16 protein-coding genes are annotated in these 20,400 nt (G+C 43.4%); 12 read left to right on the top strand and 4 right to left on the bottom strand.

Annotated elements, in window-relative coordinates:
* Positions 1-532: 532 nt before the first annotated feature.
* The gene (locus Q6A92_RS16000; RefSeq protein WP_332238701.1) at positions 533-1,297 is read right to left on the bottom strand and encodes an SDR family NAD(P)-dependent oxidoreductase; all 765 of its coding nucleotides are present in this window, start codon (positions 1,295-1,297) and stop codon (positions 533-535) included.
* Between the two features lie 125 nt (positions 1,298-1,422).
* On the opposite strand from Q6A92_RS16000, the gene Q6A92_RS15995 reads away from it, so the two are divergent.
* From Q6A92_RS15995 to Q6A92_RS15965, 7 genes are all read left to right on the top strand, one after another.
* Complete coding sequence (locus Q6A92_RS15995; RefSeq protein WP_332238700.1) at positions 1,423-1,809, top strand: MerR family transcriptional regulator; 387 nt, start codon at positions 1,423-1,425, stop codon at positions 1,807-1,809.
* A gap of 818 nt (positions 1,810-2,627) precedes the next feature.
* Positions 2,628-3,287 carry a TetR/AcrR family transcriptional regulator gene (locus tag Q6A92_RS15990; protein ID WP_332238699.1) on the top strand — a complete coding sequence of 220 codons (660 nt, stop codon included), beginning with the start codon at positions 2,628-2,630 and terminating at the stop codon, positions 3,285-3,287.
* A 456-nt stretch (positions 3,288-3,743) separates the two neighbouring features.
* Entirely contained in the window at positions 3,744-4,589 is an 846-nt protein-coding gene (locus Q6A92_RS15985; RefSeq protein ID WP_332238698.1) for a MerR family transcriptional regulator, read from the top strand.
* Entirely contained in the window at positions 4,582-5,733 is a 1,152-nt protein-coding gene (locus tag Q6A92_RS15980) for an ABC transporter permease (RefSeq protein WP_332238697.1), read from the top strand. The genes Q6A92_RS15985 and Q6A92_RS15980 overlap by 8 nt, the downstream gene beginning before the upstream one ends.
* Positions 5,627-6,301, top strand: a complete 675-nt coding sequence (locus Q6A92_RS15975) for an ABC transporter ATP-binding protein (protein WP_332238702.1) — start codon at positions 5,627-5,629, stop codon at positions 6,299-6,301. The genes Q6A92_RS15980 and Q6A92_RS15975 overlap by 107 nt, the downstream gene beginning before the upstream one ends.
* Positions 6,298-8,397, top strand: coding sequence for an ABC transporter ATP-binding protein (locus Q6A92_RS15970; protein ID WP_332238696.1), 2,100 nt, complete (start codon positions 6,298-6,300; stop codon positions 8,395-8,397). The genes Q6A92_RS15975 and Q6A92_RS15970 overlap by 4 nt, the downstream gene beginning before the upstream one ends.
* A 201-nt stretch (positions 8,398-8,598) precedes the next feature.
* Entirely contained in the window at positions 8,599-9,249 is a 651-nt protein-coding gene (locus Q6A92_RS15965) for a DNA-3-methyladenine glycosylase (RefSeq protein ID WP_274401920.1), read from the top strand.
* A gap of 408 nt (positions 9,250-9,657) precedes the next feature.
* On the opposite strand, the gene Q6A92_RS15960 is transcribed toward Q6A92_RS15965, so the two are convergent.
* On the bottom strand, positions 9,658-10,488 hold the full coding sequence (locus Q6A92_RS15960; protein WP_332238695.1) for an SDR family NAD(P)-dependent oxidoreductase: 831 nt from the start codon (positions 10,486-10,488) through the stop codon (positions 9,658-9,660).
* An 87-nt stretch (positions 10,489-10,575) separates the two neighbouring features.
* A complete protein-coding gene (locus Q6A92_RS15955) occupies positions 10,576-11,142 on the bottom strand; it encodes a TetR/AcrR family transcriptional regulator (RefSeq protein ID WP_274401922.1) in 567 nt (188 codons plus the stop codon).
* Between the two features lie 358 nt (positions 11,143-11,500).
* Between Q6A92_RS15955 and Q6A92_RS15950 the strand changes: the two genes are divergently transcribed.
* Positions 11,501-12,247, top strand: coding sequence for a MerR family transcriptional regulator (locus Q6A92_RS15950; RefSeq protein ID WP_332238694.1), 747 nt, complete (start codon positions 11,501-11,503; stop codon positions 12,245-12,247).
* Between the two features lie 556 nt (positions 12,248-12,803).
* Here the strand turns inward: Q6A92_RS15950 and Q6A92_RS15945 are convergent.
* Positions 12,804-13,379: a TetR/AcrR family transcriptional regulator gene (locus Q6A92_RS15945; protein ID WP_332238693.1), complete on the bottom strand. Its 576-nt coding sequence runs from the start codon at positions 13,377-13,379 to the stop codon at positions 12,804-12,806.
* Positions 13,380-13,520: 141 nt separating this feature from the next.
* Here Q6A92_RS15945 and Q6A92_RS15940 point away from each other — a divergent pair, with 141 nt between their 5' ends.
* The 4 genes from Q6A92_RS15940 to Q6A92_RS15925 all read left to right on the top strand — a co-directional run bounded on the left by Q6A92_RS15940 (position 13,521) and on the right by Q6A92_RS15925 (position 20,008).
* Positions 13,521-14,495: an SDR family NAD(P)-dependent oxidoreductase gene (locus Q6A92_RS15940; protein WP_274401925.1), complete on the top strand. Its 975-nt coding sequence runs from the start codon at positions 13,521-13,523 to the stop codon at positions 14,493-14,495.
* 335 nt (positions 14,496-14,830) lie between these two features.
* Positions 14,831-15,688 carry a fructosamine kinase family protein gene (locus Q6A92_RS15935; protein ID WP_332238692.1) on the top strand — a complete coding sequence of 286 codons (858 nt, stop codon included), beginning with the start codon at positions 14,831-14,833 and terminating at the stop codon, positions 15,686-15,688.
* A 1,602-nt stretch (positions 15,689-17,290) separates the two neighbouring features.
* Positions 17,291-19,015 carry an AIPR family protein gene (locus Q6A92_RS15930; RefSeq protein WP_332238691.1) on the top strand — a complete coding sequence of 575 codons (1,725 nt, stop codon included), beginning with the start codon at positions 17,291-17,293 and terminating at the stop codon, positions 19,013-19,015.
* 96 nt (positions 19,016-19,111) lie between these two features.
* The gene (locus tag Q6A92_RS15925) at positions 19,112-20,008 is read left to right on the top strand and encodes a DNA adenine methylase (RefSeq protein ID WP_332238690.1); all 897 of its coding nucleotides are present in this window, start codon (positions 19,112-19,114) and stop codon (positions 20,006-20,008) included.
* Positions 20,009-20,400 lie beyond the last annotated feature (392 nt).

Genomic DNA, 20,400 nt, shown 5'->3' with positions numbered 1-20,400 from the left:
GGCGATTCGAGGCCATTTTCGGGCGATTGTTCACTGTTTTAGGGCGATTCTTTCTTTTTTCGGGGCGATAAACTCTTGACGGGGCGATACTCCGCCGGAACAGGGCGATTCGAGGCCATTTTCGGGCGATTGTTCGCTGTTTTAGGGCGATTCATCCTTTTTTCGGGGCGATAAACTCTTGATGGGGCGATACTGACCGGAGGCCCCCGTTGTATGGATCGAATTTCAGTTCATTATCGGCCGTGGCAGGCCGCTAGCCGTTTATCGGTCTACACGGGTTATCGGCCGTCTGCAGGTACACCCGGTTGGTCAACCGCTACATGTTTTAAAAATAAAGGAATCAATGATTGTTCTTTCCCCATTTATTCCCCAGTATCTTGAAATCAACTTTCAACCCATTATATCCAAAAAATTGCTGAGTCACAACAGCAAAAACGTCCGAAACCCTTAATTTAGAAAGGGATCAGACGTTTTATGGTTACTAGTGTCCAAAGTCACAATACATACGCCGGTTAAGCGAGAAAGCCGTCAGTTAAAGGAACATACCGCCGGAAGCCTCGATTCGTTCTCCGGTAATCCATCCCATTTCGTCGCGGCAAAGCGACGCCACGATGCCGCCGATATCGTCGGGCCGGCCGATTCTGCCGAGCGTTATCTGTGTCCCGATCTGTTCTTTGATGCCAGGAACAGCATCCAGCGCTCCGTGATGGAAATCGGTGTCGATGATGCCGGGGGCTACCGTATTGACACGAATGCCTCTCGGCCCCAATTCTTTAGCCATATAGCGCGTCATGACTTCAACAGCGCCTTTCATTGCCGCATAAGCGCTCCATCCCGGTGTCGTAAAACGCGCGAGGCCTGAAGAAAAGTTAATGATTCGGCCATGATCGGCAAGCTGAGGAAGCAAGTTCTGGGTCAAAAAGTACACACCTTTAAAGTGCACACGCATCATGCTGTCAAACTGTTCTTCCGTTGTTTCAGCGAATGGAGCATTGTAAGCAAATCCCGCGTTATTTATCAGAAAATCAAAACGGCCGCGATTCCAAATGCTCTTCAAAACTTCTGACAGCTGAGCGGCAAATGTATGATGCAGCGCTGTCTCGCCGACGTCAAGCTGCAACGCAGCCGCTTTGCGGCCGCTGTTTTCTATTTCGTCCACAACGGCATCCGCTTTTTCTTTCTGACTGTTATAGGTGACAATCACATCCACACCCTTTTTAGCCAGCGCTAAAGCCGTACTTTTGCCGAGTCCGCGGCTTCCGCCCGTTACCAGTGCAATTTTGGTACCATCGTTCATGATCGATTCTCCCCGTCGCATTTATTTGCCATTTGAATAGTGACCATCTGTGGCATATACTGATACTAGCACTTAGATTTATATCTAAGTCAAGAACCGATACTTTATTAAGGGAGAAAATACACATGTATTCCATTAATCAAGTAGCAAAAATCTGTGACTTGTCACCTTATACCATCCGATTTTACGATAAAGAAGGGCTTCTTCCGTTCATCTCCCGCGGTAAAAACAGAAGAAGGGAATTTTCTGAAGCGGATCTCGATCTTGTCAAACTTATTTGTTGTTTGAAAAATACAGGCATGTCCATCAAGGAAATCAGACGATACATCAATTTGTGCATGCAGGGACCGGAAACCGTCGAGATGCGAAAAAAGATCATGAAGGCACACCGTGAAAATATCCTGAGGCAAATCAGCGATCTTAAAAAAAATCTCAATATTGTTGATTTGAAAATTGCTTTTTATAATACCGAAGAAAGTTCACACGCTTTTATTTCCGGCTCAAAAGATTGATTTAGAGTGCACTCCAAGTCTAGTGAAATCATGGAATACACATATCTCGGGCCTGCCGCGGTTATTGGTTAGATAAGCCGGTGCCGCTGCTTTTTAATTCTTTTTTACACATGAAAAGCGCTTCAACGCTGCTATGATTCTTCGAACATGCCGGCAGATTTATTGGAAATAATCTGACTTTTAACTGTTGCGGCAACTTGATTCCACCGATTTGGTCATATTGTTAAGCACAAGCCCATTGCTGTCATTTACATAGAACTTCATTTGCGGTTAACTGCCGGCCTGTATTTTCGCTGAGAAATCCGATGGTATAACAATGATCATAGCGATGCTGCCCGGTTCAGTTCGAATTTGCTTTCATCCAGTGTCCGATCTGTTTGAATTTGATTAAACGGCAAATGTTCTTTTAGTGATTTAACGACTGCCGGTCCTGATTGACAATGGAGACAGGAATATCCTTCGTGTGATCCGGCAGCCTGCTGAAGCCCGGAATTGTGAGACCCGCAAAGAAAAGCACAATTACCAGGACCACAATCCTGCTTATCCAGATGAAACGATTGCGAAACCATTTATCTCATTGCATGGCTGACACTCCTTATTAATGATTTCTATCAGCAAGTGAGTATATACTCATAATTCAATCCTTAATATACCATGGAAAAATCATTGGTCAATAAAACAATCGGCATGACGGATTCCGCGCCTGACGAAATCAATAAACGCTTCAAAAGGTGAATGAAATATTTTAAAAAACATTGAACTTCATGAATCAGCTTGTTAAGATGACCATAAAAAGCCCGTCTGAAGGGATGACCGATATGAATGATAAAGGATCCACACGCTTTCTTGATTTCTACAAAAAATCACTGGAGGAAAACAAGCAATTAAGCGATAAACAGAAGCGCGTTTTGCAGGCCAGTCTTGAACTATTTTCCGAAAAAGGATTTGAGCGAACCTCAACAAGCGATCTGGCTGAACGTGCCGGGGTGGCCCAGGGAACTATTTTCAAACGATTTCAGAATAAACATGAGCTGTTGATGGCTGTGCTGGCACCGCTGTTTGGTTCCGCGTTGCCGGCAGCTGTTCAGGAGTTTATAACCGACACATTTAGCCACCCCTATGATACGCTTGATGAATTTGTCCATAACATTGTCAGCAATCGCCTGCATTTTATTGAGGATAATCAGCGTGAACTGCGCATTATACTGGGAGAAGCACTTTACGATCCGGTCATGCTCGCTGAAGTCAAAACAATTTTCGGCAAAGCGTTGCGCGCGCAGATGCAGCCAAGCGTCGCCCATCTGCAGGCGACCGGCGAAATTGCCGACTGGCCTTACGACTATATCGCCGAATATTTGCTTATGCCGATACTTGGATATTTCGGCAAAATCCTGATCGGTCTGGAATCACTGAACATTAATGAAGAAATCCGTTATTGTACATCGTTTATCATCAAAGGGCTGAGACCGGATTCATGACGTTAAACCGGCCCTTCGATGCGCTCAGAGCAAATCCGATCAGGCTGTATCTGAACATATGCATTAAGTACGGTTTTTAATGTCGGAAAATTGCCATAGATATCATTTTCAATCGTTTTCCCCCGTCTGCGACCGAATGTCCGTTCATTTTTATATCGCCGCATAAGCGTTTCAAAACACACACGATTCAAAGAACAATTAAGGATCCTGTCGCGATCGGCAAGGAAACGAGCATTACGTCAAAAAGAACACCCCTCTAAAATGTACACGCATTATGCCGGCAGGCTGTTTCTCCGCTGTTTCACCAAATGGAACATTGATTTTTGCGATATCCTTTTACGCCAAATCAGACCACAGATGTGCGGCCAGCGGCCGGTTTCGTTCACGATAACTTTAAAATGCCTGTTGCTGACGACGCAGCGTCGTGTGCTAGGATAATCCACGAGGTGAGCGAAGATGGAAAACGAAGAAGAGCGCGTGTTTACAGTGGGCGAGCTGGCAAACCTAGTCGGCGTCACTGTCAGGACGCTTCAATATTATGATCAGACAAACCTGCTCCGTTCAGCATATAACGACAGCCATAAAAGAGTCTATAATCTCGACGATCTGCTAAAATTGCAGCAAATTCTGTTTTTGAAATCACTGGGCTTTTCACTCGAAGAAATCGGCGGCAAGATTCTCAAACAGGGGAGTTCCGTCGATTTAGAAAAGGTCATGGAAGGACAACGCGAAGTCCTGATCGGAAAAGTGAGAAATTTAAACAAGATTATTGAAACATTGGATTTAGTGATTTCAGAGACAAAATCCGGACAAAAAATCAGTATGGATAAACTGATAACCATACTGAAGCTGATGAATCAAGGAAATCCGTATTCCTTTGTCATCCATTATTTCAATGACGAGCAGCTCAAAAAAATAAACAGCCGCATGCTGGAAAATACGGAAAAGCAGGGTGCCGCAAATGCGGTCTTTTCACAGCTTGACCTTCTTTACCGCAAGGGGGCCGACCCGGCCGGAAAAGAAGGTCAGGATCTTGCAAAACAGTGGTGGAATCTGGTTTGTGATTTTGCTTCCGGCGATCCGGACATGTTTCAGACACTGTTCTCAGCCGGGCAGGATCTCGACAATTGGCCGGAGAGCACGAAAGGCATTCAAAAACCGATCGGAGATTTTTTAGTCAAGGCATTCAATCTCTATTTACAGCAAAACGGAATTCATCCCGAAGACATTGGCCGGAAAAAGGATCGACTAAGCGGCAGTACCCGCGATCAGGATCCTACTCGGAGGCGGCCTCATGCTTAAGATGTTTCAAAATCTGCGCAACCGCGTCCCGCAGGTCTGCATCCTGATTGTTCTCATTTTCGCCCAGGTGATATGTGATCTCTATCTGCCTACTCTCATGTCTTCCATTATCAACAATGGAATCATGGAAGAAAATATTCCCTATATTCTGCGTTCCGGCGCAGTGATGCTGCTCATTGCGGGAATCGGAATCCTTTGTGCCGTCATAGCGAGCTTTTTGAGTGCGCACGTATCAGCCGATCTTGGCAGCATTTTGCGAAGCCGTGTCTTTCGCTGCGTGGAGAGGTTCTCCATGCACGAATTCGACAAGTTCGGCGCTTCTACGCTGACCACCCGCACGACAAACGACATTATTCAAATTCAGACTTTTACAATTTTAATGCTCAACATGATGCTCCGCGCACCGCTGACAGCAGTCGGCGGGATCATCCTTGCCTATCGTCAGGACAAAGGACTGACCTTGATTTTCGCCGCGGCGCTTCCCGTATTGGTTGCATTGATTGCCCTCTTAATGGGGATGGCGATGCCTGTATTTAAGCGGGTTCAGAAAAAACTGGATAAGGTGAACCTCGTGATGGATGAAAATCTGGCAGGCATTCGGGTGATCCGGGCGTTCAATCGAACAGGCTATGAAAATAGACATTTCGATCACGCCAATTCCGACTTAACTGCCACTTATATCAAGGCCAACCGGATTATGGCCTTCCTGCTGCCCGCCTTCATGCTTGCGATCAATACTATTGTGTTGTGTATCCTGGAGCATCCGGGTAAACAGCGGCGAAATCAATATCGGCGCCCTGACAGCCTTTCTGCAGTATGCCGTGCTGATCTTCTCAAACTTTGTCATGTTTTCCATTATGTTTGTTTTCCTCCCCCGTGCCCAGGCCGCCGCTCAGCGCATCTCGCAGGTACTCGAAACCAAGCCGGAGATACTCGACCCGGCTTCAGCGAAGACAGCAGGCCCTCTGAAAGGAGTCGTGGAATTCCGGAATGTCACGTTTCGCTATCCCGGAGCCGAACAACCGGCTGTCAGAGACATCAATTTTCTGGCAAAGCCCGGGGAAACCACAGCTATTATCGGGGGCACCGGCAGCGGGAAATCGACCCTCGTCGATCTGATTCTGCGTTTTTACGACGTGAGTGAAGGTGAAATCCTGGTTGACGGTATCAATATAAAGACGGCGACGCAAAAAGAACTGCGGGCCAGAATCGGTTATGTACCGCAGACTGCGGCACTCTTCAGCGGGACCGTCGCCGACAATCTTCGTTACGGGAGAGAAAATGCAACAGCCGAAGAGCTGGAAGATGCCGCCAAAATTGCACAGGCGGCGGACTTTATCATGGAGACAGAAAACAGTTACAGCGCCTTGCTCTCCGAAGGCGGCCGCAATCTTTCGGGCGGCCAGAGGCAGCGTCTTTCAATCGCCCGCGCCTTGGTACGCCGCCCGGAAATCTATGTTTTCGACGATAGTTTCTCTGCATTGGATTTTAAAACAGAGGCTGCGCTGCGTACTGCTCTGCAAAAAGGAGCAGGAAATGCGACTATCTTCATCGTTGCCCAGCGTGTCGGGACAGTCATGAATGCAGACCGGATTATTGTGCTGGATAACGGAGCTGTCGCCGGTATGGGAACGCATCAGGAACTGATTAAGAACTGCCGGGTTTATCAGGATATCGTATCCTCCCAGTTTTCAAAGGAGGAGCTGGCATGAAGAAGAAGTTCAATAGGACCGATTTTTTGAAAACCGCCAAACGCCTGGCCGGCTACCTTAGGCCCCAGCGGCTCCATCTCACAATCGTCATGATTTGTACGATCATTGCAGCCGTTTCCGCCGTTGCAGCGCCAAAAATCAGCGGCCTTGCGGTCGATCGGCTGGCCGATGGATTTATTGCAAAAACGGCCGTTCATAAAGAGGCCGTATCACAGGCCGCTGCCGACCAACGTATCAACAGCCTTCTCGCACAATGGAAGCAGTATTCATCGCCAGGCGAAAGAGACGCGTTTTTAAAAAGCAGCGGTCTGACAGAAAAACAATTCTCCGCTATGCAGCAGTTTGTAAAATATCCCGACGTCGAAAGGATCAAAAATGCAAATGAAAAAGCCGGCACTTTTCAGAAGCTGTATGAATTGAGCCGGACAATTTCACAAGGAAAGAAAAACGGCGAACCCTCGCAAAAGAACATAACTACCGCAATCAAGGATATCCGTGAAACGGGCGGACAGATCCCATTCGGTGTGATTGGCCGGCTGCTGCTGATTATGCTGTCCATTTATCTTCTGAGCGACATTTTTACTTTTATCATGCAATTCAAGATGGTCTCCCTTTCGCAAAAAGTGGTCCGTCAGCTGCGTCGCGACGTGAACCGCAAGTTGGCAAAGCTCCCGCTGCGCTATTTCGATTCTCATCAAAAAGGCGATATTTTAAGCCGGATGACCAACGATGTGGATACTATTTCCACAACGCTGCAGCAGAGCCTGACGCAAATCATTCAGTCAGTCTTTCAGCTGATCGGTTTTATCGTCATGATGCTGACGATCAGCCCGCTGCTGACGCTGATCATCCTTGGCACACTGCCGCTCTATCTATTGGCTGCAGGCGGCATTGCCAAACGTTCTCAGGGTTACTTCGCCGCGCAGCAGCAAATCATCGGCAGACTCAGCAGCCATACATCGGAAATGTATGCCGGACATAAAGTTGTCAAAGCATTCGGACACGAAGATCAATCCATCGCCCGGTTCGAGACCATGAATCGAGAACTCAACACGGCAAATTGGAAGGCACAATTTCTTTCCGGCCTGACGCTGCCCGCCATGAATTTTATCACCAATATCGGTTACGTACTGGTTTGCGTTGTCGGCGGTATCTTTGCCACCAGAAGCTGGATGGGTATTGGAGATATCACGGCATTTATCCAGTATGCGCGCCAGTTCAGCCAGCCGATTACTCAGGTAGCCGGTATTCTTAATATTATCCAATCGACTGCCGCCTGTGCCGAGCGTATCTTTGAAATCCTCGATGCCAAAGAGGAAACACCTGATCCGGAAAATGCAGAACTCATCACAAAACCGCACGGCAATATTCAGTTTGAACACGTCCGCTTCCGGTACGATGAAGGCAAGCCATTGATTGAAGACATGAATCTCACGATCAAAGCAGGTGAAACCGTTGCGATCGTCGGGCCGACCGGTGCCGGGAAAACCACACTTGTGAACCTTCTGATGCGCTTTTATGAAATCAACGGCGGCAAAATCATCTTCGACGGCGTAGACCTGCGCAAAATAAGGCGCGGCGGCCTGCGCACACTGTTCGGAATGGTGCTTCAGGATACATGGCTGTTTCAGGGATCGATTGAAGACAATATCAAATATGGGCGCGAGAATGCCACTCACGACGAAGTTGTCAATGCCGCAAAGGCAGCCCATGCCGACCACTTTATCCGCAGTCTTCCAGAAGGCTATCAAACGATGATCAATGAAGAGGCTTCAAATATTTCACAGGGAGAAAAACAATTGCTGACCATTGCACGCGCCATTCTCGCCGATCCGGTCGTCCTCATTCTTGACGAGGCAACAAGCTCCGTCGACACCCGGACCGAAATGCTGATTCAAAAGGCTATGACCGCACTCATGAGAGGACGTACCAACTTTGTCATCGCGCACCGGCTGTCCACAATCCGTGACGCAAAATCCATTTTGGTGATGAACCGCGGCTCTGTTATCGAACAGGGAACCCATCCGGAATTGCTTGCCAAAGGAGGCTTCTATGCCGAACTGTATAAAGCCCAGTTCAGCGGCGCCAGCGTGTAAATCATTCGATTCAGCCGGTAAAAAGCAATTGGAAATTTAAAAATGTGTTTTCAAATTTGCAAGAAATCATGAGTTTAGAATCTATTCAGTATATCGGCACATTTGGAAAAACAGTGCCAGGCACTTCCCCGGCATTTTCGACGCTCCGCCGGTTTCTGTGCTAAGATGAAAAATGAATAAATACTCATGAGGCGGATAAAGATGATCGATCAATCAGAAACAGCGCGCTACAGTGACTTTTTCAACCATCGGCCGACAGAGGAGATTGCCCGGGCGATCTTAGGCAAACGGCTCGTCTATCGCAGCCCGCAGGGACTCCTCAGCGGCTACCTCGTTGAAGTGGAGGCTTACCTCGGCGAGAAAGACTCAACGGCACATGCTTACAAAGGCCGGCGCACGGCTGCTAACGAAGCACTGTACGGCCCGCCGGCAACGATTTACATTTTTACGCTGCGCGGCTATATGATGCTGAACGTGATCACACAAAATCCGGGCACGCCGCAAGGCATCCTGATCCGTGCCGCCGAGCCGGAGCACGGCCGGGCAATCATGGAACAAAACCGGGGAAAAACCGGCTTTGCACTGACAAGCGGGCCGGGCCGGCTGACACAAGCCTTCGGCATCCGCGACAGGTCGCTGAATCTGGAATCAATGGGCACGGCGCCGCTGCACATCGCGCTGAACGGCGGACGGCAACCGGCGGAAATTGCCGCCTCTGCCCGGATCGGCGTCAGCCGGCGCGGCAACAGTACGTTTGCTCCGTACCGTTTTTTTGTCAAGGGCAACCCATATGTCTCCGATATGAAGAAACGCGACATGGATCTTGCGACGCACGGATGGCGAATGGGGTAATCCGGGAGAAAAAGCAATTGGAGCGGAAAACGATACGGCCGGATGAAAAAGTAAATCAGCCGTGAGAAGGCGACGTCAGCAAAGAAAAATCAGCGTTATTGAGCGGGAAATCGGCACGGCAGTGCGCGGAATCAAAGCTTCAGTGCCATTAAAGCAAAAAACAGCCCCGCCGGATCACTCATCCTGGTCGGATTTGGGCGGGGAAAATATATCTATTTTACTCATAACTTATTTTAAAATACTGTGAGGCCGGCGTATCTGCCTCAAATTTAATTCTATAATTATTCCCGCCCTTTTGCAGTCAACAAGGTTAACAGACAGAACGCTGATTTACCGGGATTTCAAATGAGCCGGGGAGGCTTAAACAGGGTTAAATTCAGTTGGGGCCCCGCCATTTTCCCATCCTCCTTATCGGCTCATTCGATCCATCATTGTCCTCATTCCAAAGCGCCAAAGAGACGGATGATTTCTTGCAATCCATACTCCGATTCTATCTGTTAATGAGCGGTAATATCTTCTTGAGGGATGGGCGTCCGTCGCAGCCTTATAGAAAACTTTTGCCAGATCGCGAGAAGTAGTTGTTATCTCATGAGAAGTTAGGACTTTTTTGATGACCTGCACGAGCTTCTTGTACGGTGAATCGGCCATTAAATTTTTTTCCGCATTCTGTATCGCTATTTCTCCCCACTCAGACTGAGTACCTCCAGGTTGAATCACAATGCTCCGGAGACCAAATTGCCGGATCTCCATATCGAGTACATCCGACCAGATACCCAGTGCCGCCTTAGTTGCATGGTACCATCCGCCGAGTGGCATATAAACATTTTCTCCAATAGAAGTCACATTGATAATACGTCCGAATTTTTGTCTTCTCATCAGCGGCAGAACGAGTTTAGACAGCTCACTGGCTGCAAATAAATTGACATCAAATTGATATTTGACATTTTCAAGACTAACTTCTTCAAGCGGCCCATACTCGCCATAACCTGCATTATTGATCAGCACATCTATTCGGCCCTGTTCTTTTATTGCCGCCTCGACAAAGCTTTTATTTGATTCATTGTCCGTAACATCCAGTCGATGGGTATGAATGCCAAGTTCCTGCAGATCTTTCATACGCTGCGTTCGTCTGGCACCCGCATAAACAATCCAGCCGTGATCATAAAAATATTTTGCGCTTTCATGCCCCATGCCTGATGAAGCGCCCGTAATAAGCACCACTTTCTTTTCATTTGTCATCTTCAAAGCTCCTTTATAATGACCGAACGATCGGTCATTTTTAATTTTATTAAAAAACGCATGGCTGCGTTTTTGTGAACCATTGACTTATTCTTGCACCTTCATTGCTCTCAGTACCATATGAATCATAGATTCGATTTCCGAATCTGTCAGCGTTTCATTCATCTGTGCCACCTTCATAGGTAATGAAAAGAAAGCCGCATAGACATATGCCGGCGCTCTAACAAAGTGCGGATTTTTGATAATTTCTTCAAAAGTTCGATAAATAGGCGCAGCCGTCGTTTCCGCATATTGATGTGCTTCTTCACTGACCACACTTGGATTGGTCAGGACCGCCTCCATAAACTTTGCTTCTTTAGGGTAACGCTGGTAACGCCGAACAAAGTGGCAAATGAAGGCGCCGATGCGTTCATCTAAATCGGGATGCTCCGCTTCAACTTCGGCAATACCTTCATCCATCAAATCCTTTACATACATATAGGTTTTCGAAAGCAGTTCCTCTTTATCTTTAAAATAGACATATACTGTTGATTTGGATATTCCGGCTGCCGCTGCAATTTTACTGATGGACAAATTGACCAGATCATTCGTTGACGTCAAGCTAAAAACTGCATTGCGAATCATTTGTAATTTATTCTTATCTCTATTTTTCATAGTGCAATAATAACCGAACGGTCGGTCATTGTCAATTGTTTCAGTTTAAAAACTAAGTTCTAAACGGCCCCGGCTCTTCATCCGCTTTACTTTTAAGAATCGCTGTGCACTCCGATTTTCGGTCATAGATCAGACAAAAAGCGAGCGGGATAAAAAATGTGACGCTCAAAATTATCCGTTCATTTTGGGAGGCATCAGATCGAGAACAACCAGATGACATTCATGATCGGATCAGTCTTTTTATCGCTGTGTTCTTTTGTAAATTCACTTACAATTTTTAAAGAAAAAAATGAAATACATGTGTTGACTCTTACCTTAGAGGATACTTTAGTATAGAGAACAACGAAAGGAGGAAAAAATGTACACCGTTCATGAGGTCGCAGAGCTGTCCCATACAACAGTCAAGACGCTGCACCACTATCACAAACTAGGTCTTTTAGTTCCGGAGCAAACGACAGAAGCAGGCTACCGTTTATACGGGAAAAAAGATTTAGAACGATTGCAGCAAATTCTTTTCTATAAAGAACTGGACTTTCCACTCAAAGAAATTAAACAATTATTAGGCGGTGAAATTGACAGAGAGAATACGCTGATTCAGCAAAAACATTTATTAGAACAAAAAATTGATCGATTTAAAGGGTTGATCAAGACAATCAATGCCTCGATCAAGAGTGCTAAAAAAGGAGTCGATTTAGATATGGAAAACCTGTTTAAAGGTTTTGAAACCGAAGAAGAATGGCAGGAGGCCTTAAAAGATCAAAACGAATATTTGAAAAAAGAATATGATTTTGACTTATCCAATCAAAAAATGGATGTAGAGTCAATGAACGGCTCCGTCATGGAAGCACAATCATTTAATAAAGATATGATTCAGTTCTTACAAGAAGGGGTCGCCGCGAATGATCCAAAGGTCTTGGATCGTGTAAAAGAACATTTATCTTTCTTAGAAAAGAAAGGGCAGTCGGCAACACCGCAGGGCTTTTTAAACCAGACAGAATTTTTCATCGTTGACAGATTTCACAGAAATATGCTTGAAAAACAGCAAGCGGGTTACACCTATTTTCTAAATAAAGCAGCGGTTTATTATTTGGCAAATATAAAATAGAACACAATGCCTGACCATGCACAGATGCGTGCCTTCTTAAAACGGGACTTTGATTGCAATGGTTTGGCAAAAAAGGAAACAGCCAATGAAGTATAAGATTTTATGATACGTATACAATATCGCGAGTGCCAAATATATAGATTTACTATTGGTATAGGGAGACAGTAGTTTAGGCTAAATCGCGCGCCTAACTTTTTCATAAAATACACTGATTTAACAAAAATTCCGTCGAAAAGATGACCGATGGAATTTTTTAAATACAACGAAACTGCATTCTAACAGATAGACTCTCGTCATATGATAGATTTCTCCCCTGTCCATAAACACTCTTTAAAAGATTTTCAAAATCACGGTCCGACATTTTCTGTTCATTTTTTCCACAGTCACACTTTATATTAGAACGCCTTCTTCGTCTGGGTAAAATGGAATATGAATAATCTGCATGGGTAGTTCAGTATAAGCAAATGAGGATAAATTGAAGGTGCCTGTAATGATAAGAATTTAATAACCACCCGGTTCCGCAATTACGCCTGTGATTATCATGAGTTATTCAAACTTAAATAAAGATCAAATCTACAAATGAATGAATTAAACCGGTTGGATCAGCTAATCCCTTCTTAGATTCCAGATGCCCAGCAGAATTAAGTTCAACCAGTCCGAAAATAAATGCAGATGCCATTGCTGCTAATTGTCTCGCAGATTTATTTATCGTGCATTTTTGTTCCCGAGCTTTTTCTAAACATTCTTCAAAAATTGAAAACAATTGAAAAGCTGAAGTGTGCAGGTTGGGATATTGTTCCTTATTCCACTGTCTGCGGAACATCAAGGGATAATGATCCTGGTTCTTTATTCCAAAATCATAAAAGGTACATAAAATTTCATAAACAAGTTTTCGGGAATCGTCTATTTCTTCAATCAATTTGCAAATGCAAATTTTTATCGTATTAAAATTTTCAGTCACAATGGCTGCAAGTAAATCATCTTTATTTTTAAAATATACATAGACCGCACTTCTGGATAAATTCATTTCTTTTCCAAGGTCGCGCATACTAACTGAATCAACACCATTGGTATCAATCATTTTTCTTGTGACATCAATCAGTCTTTGTTTCGTATCATTGCTGCTTTTCATAGTGCCCTCTTCTCAAATCTATTTACAATTAATTTTACAGCGTTACGTTGACACCGTCAACGTTTGAGACTACAATAAGCGTAAGTTGACAGTGTCAACAGTGAAAGATACTAACTCCAATTTTAGAAGGGACGTGTAATTATGCCGGCCGAAACGAATTCAAGTAAAAAAACGATTATTATAACCGGTGGGAACTCTGGATTAGGTTATGCCTGTGCTAGAAACATGGCTAAAGCCCACAAGAATATTCATGTTATACTGGCTTGCCGTCATGCAGCTAAAGCAAACAAAGCAGTACATTCACTCATTAAAGCAACAAATAATAACAACATAACTTCTTTGGAACTTGACCTTTCATCCTTAGAATCTGTAAGAGATTTTGTAACCAGATTTTCGAGTTCAGGTTTTCCACCACTGTATGCTCTCGTTTGTAATGCAGGATTGATAATGATCGATAAAACTCGTTATACCAAAGACGGCTTTGAAAGTACCTTTGGGGTTAATCATCTCGGACATTTTCTACTAGCCAATATGCTGCTCGAAAAAATGACTCATTCAGGTAGAATAGTTTTTGTCAGCAGCGGAACTCATGACCCGGCAAATAAGACAATAGTTGCTGTGCCCGTATATGAGAGTGCTAGATTGCTAGCCTATCCTAAGAAAATGGGGCAAAATAAAAATATGCTTACCGTTGGCCAACGTCGATATTCTACTTCAAAATTATGTAATATATACTGTACTTACGAGTTAGCCGAAAGAATACAACAACAAACTGATAAAAATATTACCGTAAATGCTTTTGATCCCGGACAGATGCCAGGTACAGGTTTTTCTCGGACTTTTCCTCTTTTTATGAGATTTTTCACTAAATATATTAACTATATCTCTGTCTTATTCCGCCCAAATGTTAATACTCCTAATAAATCTGGCAAGGCATTAGCATCGCTGATCATTAATCCCGAATTTAATGAAATCACAGGCAAATATTTTGAAGGTACGCGGGAAATAAGGTCTTCAGAACTTTCCTATAACCGGGAAAATAGGAAAAATTTATGGAAGACAAGTGTGGAACTGTCAAAACTAAACAAAACGGAAACACTATTAAACTTAGACTAAGAATCATTCACTATATAATGAAAAGCGCATTGTTTAATGATTATTTGTACAATGGAGAGATGATATGTATTAGCTTGTGCAACTTTTTTTATAACACGTGTAAATGATAAGCTCAGTCTGAGAGTGTCGCGTATTTTGCAAACGGCAGGGCTTCCAGTGGGGCTATTGCCGCTTACATAGTGCATTGGCTGTAATTGTACCCAGAATTAAAATGATCGCTTCATCATTCCGCATCTGAGTCATTATAAAGTAGCATTTTCCTGAATGCCTGTTTTTGAATCGTCACGTTCTATAATTGAAGTGAACGATTTACCACTGTACGAGGAGGAAGAGCAATGATCTATGATTGGATCAATCAATTGCCGCTGGAGGATGTGCGGCAGATCACACAGGTTGGCGGAGGAGATGTGAATCAGGCTTTTCGGATCGATACCGGAAAGGAAAACTATTTTCTTCTTTATCAGCCGAATCAGTCGAAAAGTTTCTATGCAGGTGAAATCGCCGGGTTAAATGCTTTTAAAGAAGCCGGCATTCTGGCCCCGCGGGTGATTGCCGGCGGACAGACAAACAAGGGAGCCTATCTGTTGCTCAATTACCTTGAGCACGGCACCGGGAAACAATCGGATTTAGGAAAACTGGTGGCCCATCTTCACCACTATAAAAGCCCGAACGGCCGATTCGGCTTTGACTATCCCTATTCGGGTTCCAGCATTTCATTCAATAATGACTGGACGGATTCATGGACAGATTTGTTCGTCAACCGGCGTCTGGATGTACTTGCCGCATTACTGCAAAAGAAACGGCTATGGACGAGCCATGAAGTCAAGTTGTACGAAAAAAGCCGTGACCTCATTGTCTCTGAACTGGCGCACCACACGAGTAAACCTGAGCTGCTGCATGGCGACCTGTGGGGCGGCAACTATATGTTCCTGGCGGATGGTTCCCCCGCATTAATCGATCCTGCAGCGGTCTACGGCGATCGTGAACTGGATATTGGCGTCACCACGGTCTTCGGCGGTTTCACCTCTGAATTTTACCGAGCTTACACAGCAGCTTATCCGTTTGATAAAGGCTTTGAGAAACGACTGACATTTTATCAGCTATATTACCTGATGGTTCACCTGCATAAATTCGGTGCCAGCTATGCAGGCAGTGTTTCTGCAAAACTGCATCAAATTAGCAGGGAAAATTAATTCGCTCGCTTAATTAACTTTTTTCAACTACTGCCACCGACAAAATCGGCGGATTGACAGCAGCGCCAGATGGGCAGAAGGATGGCTCAATCCCGGATTGCCCTTAATTAAATTTCATATATTTTCAAACTGTTTCTTCGGCTCTCTCCCCCACAAGAAAGCTAATATAGGTTCAGAAAAAAGGATAAACGCCTGGATTAAAGCGAGGCGCCTTATTCCTGCCCTGCCAGCCAGCTGCTGCTAACAGGCTGAGGCTGAGCCGGATCCCAATAGTTCTAGGTTTCCCTCCGCAACAAGGACAAGGAACCTTCTCCATACTCTTAACTAAAACACCGATTAGCTTGCTTATCAACAAGGCATTAGTCTGGTAATCCATATAGTTTGTTTGGAGGACGTCCCTCGTGTAAGGGGTATTACACGATGATAGAGATGTCCTTTTCCTTTCTTAGAAATCAGTGCCGGATATAATGACCATAGTAATTATATTCAGCACTGATTGGACAGACAAACCCTTCAACTATCAGCTAAAATCAGGCGTCAATAACAAGTGATGGCCAACTGTGATTTTCTATTGGCTAACGCAGTTTAGTACATACCGAAATCAGGATGTTTCATCTTGTCGGAATCCCAGTGAACAAAAAAATGAAGGCCATGGATGCTCTGGAATTGATTTTTAAAAAATGGGCGCGATGTGGTGAATAACCGGGATCAGCGCTGATCGGCGCTCTGGAAAATGCCTGAGCTTATACTCAAATGCTGCAGGATAGAAAAGAGAAACGGCATTGGAAATCCGTCAATGTTCCATGCAGTCTGTACGATGACGATGCGCTTAGTGGGCTAACAAAGGATGAAGTGGATTACATCCGCTATCGATTCAAAGGCATGAGCACACTTAAAAAAAGCCGATTTGGCAACTGAACTGGCACGGAGCATTCCTGAAAAATGCGGCGAATTTAATAAGGTAATTTAAATGGCTTAAAAACCCTACCGATACGTAAATGTGTTTGGTAGGGTTTTTAGTAGGGAAACAACATTAATATTCCTTTAAATTGACCGATATCTCATGCCATAAAACATCGTCTTATCAGCATTCGCAAATCAAATTAACTATTTGTTTTATTCCCACTCTGTTCTAAGCGTGTGACATATGAGCAAAAATACCGCAAAATCAAGGACTTTGGAGCAATATCAAACCGTATAAATCATTTAAATCAAAAATAAAAGTGCAATTAAAGTGCAATTAAAGTGCAATTTATGCACTTGGATCAGACTTGTTGGTTTCGCTAAAAAATTTCTAAAATCCAATATTCAACTTAAGGCGTTCAGAAAATGAGTGCCTTTTTTCTTCCCCTGACAAAATGAGGATAAAAAATCGACCAACTACTCATTATTTTAGAAAAAAAAGAAATAAAAACATATGAGTTAGAAAAAATATCGACCTTCACAAATTCATTTACAAAACAAACTACACTGGGCAGTTGAAAATACCTACCTATAAATACTTGACCCGATCTTTGTTTCACATCGATTTTGCAGTCCTCCGTAAGCGTTGGTATAATAATAATGACAAAACCAAATTATTTTGAAGTCGGGGAAAAGACCATGGATAGAGTTATTCAATCTTTAATGACAAGTTTCGCCCAAAAAAATGAATTGAGTTCTATGCCGGAAAGCTCATTGTTTGAAGCATTCTCCACCTATTGTATTGTATCAAAAGTAATGGATAACGATTTTAATTATAATGACATTGATGATATGCAAATTGGTAACGGAGACGATAGTGGTATTGATGCTATTGGTATTTTAGTAAATGGTGAATTCGTCAGCAATTTACAGGCACTTGAGGATATTCTATCTGAGGCAAAAAAAAATTTAGATATACTAATGATTATGATCCAAGCAAAAACAAGTTCGAAATTTGCTGGTAGTGAAATGCGAGTCTTCGGTGATGGTGTTAGTGATCTACTTCGCTCGGAACCAAGATTTCGACAAAACGCTGATCTTCATGAGAAATGGAAAATGGTAAACAAACTCATTGAACATGCTAGTGCAATCAAGTCTTTTCGTGGCCGTGCCTACTACGTTACGACAGGGGTTTGGAATTCTGATGAAAACTTGACAGGTACAATTAAGCTCATCTCAGAGGATGTTTGCACTCAAAACGTATTTACTGACTTTGACTATAAACCCGTTGATTCGAGGATGCTTCGAGATTATTTTACAGATTCAACAACAAAAATATCTAGGGAAATTTATTTCCCAAAAAGAGTCGTTATGCCGGAAGTTACAAACATACATGAAGGTTGGTCAGGTTTTCTTAGTGGAAAGGAATTCCTTAAACTTATCGTAGATGATGATGGTGACTTACGTAGGTCATTATTCTATGATAATGTCCGTGATTTTCAGGGGGATGCTGGAGCCAATATAGGTATTCGTGAGACCTTAGAGTCATCCCACCCAGAGAATATGTCGATTTTGAATAATGGCGTTACAATCATAGCAGATAGTGCTCGCGTTGCACGCGATAATCTAATACTCGAAAACTATCAGATTGTAAATGGGTGCCAAACCTCATATGTGATGTACAATTGTCGTAATAATATTAATGAGACCGTCTTTCTGCCTGTAAAGATTATTGTGACCACCAATTCAGAAGTCTCGACAAAAATAACCATTAGCAACAATAGTCAGACGGCCGTAAAGGAAGAAGACCTTCTTGCACTAACCGAAGTTCAAAAAGAATTGGAAGCATACTTCAATTCTTTCGAAGAAAAGAAAAGGCTTTTTTATGAACGACGCTCTAATCAATATAATTCACGAACCGATGTGGAAAAAGTTCGAATTGTACCTTTATCAATTGCTCTGAGATCCTATAGTGCAATGTTTCTGGCAATTCCCCATTACGCAAGTCGCTATTATGGTCGCTTGTACAAAGATTATTCACAACAGGTTTTTGATGGAAAGAAATCTGACATTGCTTTTTATACTGCTGCATACACACTTTATAAGTATAACTTTTACATTCGCAACTCAGCTTTCGACCGTAAATTTGCAAAATTTAAGTACTTCGTGTTGCTAATGGTCAGGCTATACCTAACCGGTGACGCAACACCAGAAAAATCAAAAAAAGAAATAAAAAAAGAATGCGAGGTTATTAATCAAGTTCTCTGGAATGAAAAAAAGTGTAAAGAGGTTATGACGAAAATGATTGCGGTTATTGAGAAAATTGCCGGAGATCAAATTACGTCCAACCAATTGACCTCAAAGAAATATTTTTTGGATGAGGTTTTAAAGCAAGTTTTGCCTCCAAGGGGGACAAAAAAATGATGGGTATCATCCCGCTTCTAAGTCCGCTCTGCTTACCCAAGATTCTATAGTTTAGTTAGGAGCCAAATCATTATTTCAAGGAAGGGGGTAAATAATTTGAATTCTTGGCGATCGCCATTGCGTTATCCGGGTGGCAAATTGAAGTTGGCTCCGTTGATAGAACAACTTATTTCAAATAATAAGGAAATCATTAACTATGTAGAACCATTTGCAGGCGGTGCTGGAATTGGAATTTATCTTCTGCTCAACAAAAAAGTAGAGCATATTACGTTAAATGATTTTGACATAGCAATTTATTCTTTTTGGACTACAGTCACAAGTTACAATGCGGCTTTTCTAGACTTGTTCGATGCGATACCTGTTACAGTACCTGAGTGGAAAAGTCAAAAAGAAATATTTTCTGATCTTGAGCGTAAGTCAAAGCTAACCCCATCTGAAATAATTCAGCTTGGTTTTTCAACCTTCTTTCTGAATCGAACTAATTTTTCGGGTATTTTGCGTGGCGCTACGCCTGTAGGTGGTATGAACCAAAATGGCAAATGGAAGATCGATTACGAATTCAATAAGGATCGGTTGCGCCCACTTATTGCTGAAATTGGTAAGTACGCTGACCGAATCTCGGTCACAAATCTAAATATGGTTACATCTATGAAAAAGTTATCACTTATGTCTGATGAATACACTGTTAACGAGACCCTAATGTTCATCGATCCACCATATGTGAAACAGGGCAAAAGACTGTACCTACCAATCAAATCGATGGAAGAACACGCATCCATTTCTAAACAAGTGTCCGAATTGAAACCTCATTGGGTTTTGACTTACGATGCAGTTCAGGAATTAATGGATTTGTATAATTTTTCTAAGAACAGGTATCTATATACCCTCCAATATCGTGTTAAAACTCATCGAAAAGGGACCGAATTTCTGGCATCGTCTGACGGTCTTAATCTTGGGGAAGCGCCAAAGATCCATATATTAGAAAAACTCTAGTATCCATCTCTATCAATTCAAAACATGTTGTGAATAGTCATTGTGATGCAAGATTTACAACTTTGCATTTGGACCCCTACGACACCTTAGTCCGAAGAATGGAGATCCCCAACGAATTGTTGCACAAATGTTGCTCTGTTTCGGAAGTACGCAGGATAGATTACTCTTTAAAATGGGGGAGTAGATACCCCGTTTGGTGTCGAAACGTTGATTTAACGGCATTTTTGGCAAAGGTAAAATGGATAAAAACACTTAAATTGATATGAATCTCCGCCAAGAGCTGGAGTCAAAGAACCATATCAGTTCGAGACTTGGAAGAGGCTGTCTCAAAAGGTCAGTCTGTAGTGAAAAACGAGAGGGACATTTTTTCCCTCTCGTTTTTCGCTCATCCT

The sequence above is a fragment of the Sporolactobacillus sp. KGMB 08714 genome, from assembly GCF_036598985.1.
In the GTDB taxonomy this organism is placed as follows: Bacteria; Bacillota; Bacilli; order Bacillales; family Sporolactobacillaceae; genus Sporolactobacillus.
The sequence above is the reverse complement of the archived record's forward strand: the minus strand, read 5'-3'. Positions and strand labels throughout refer to the sequence as shown.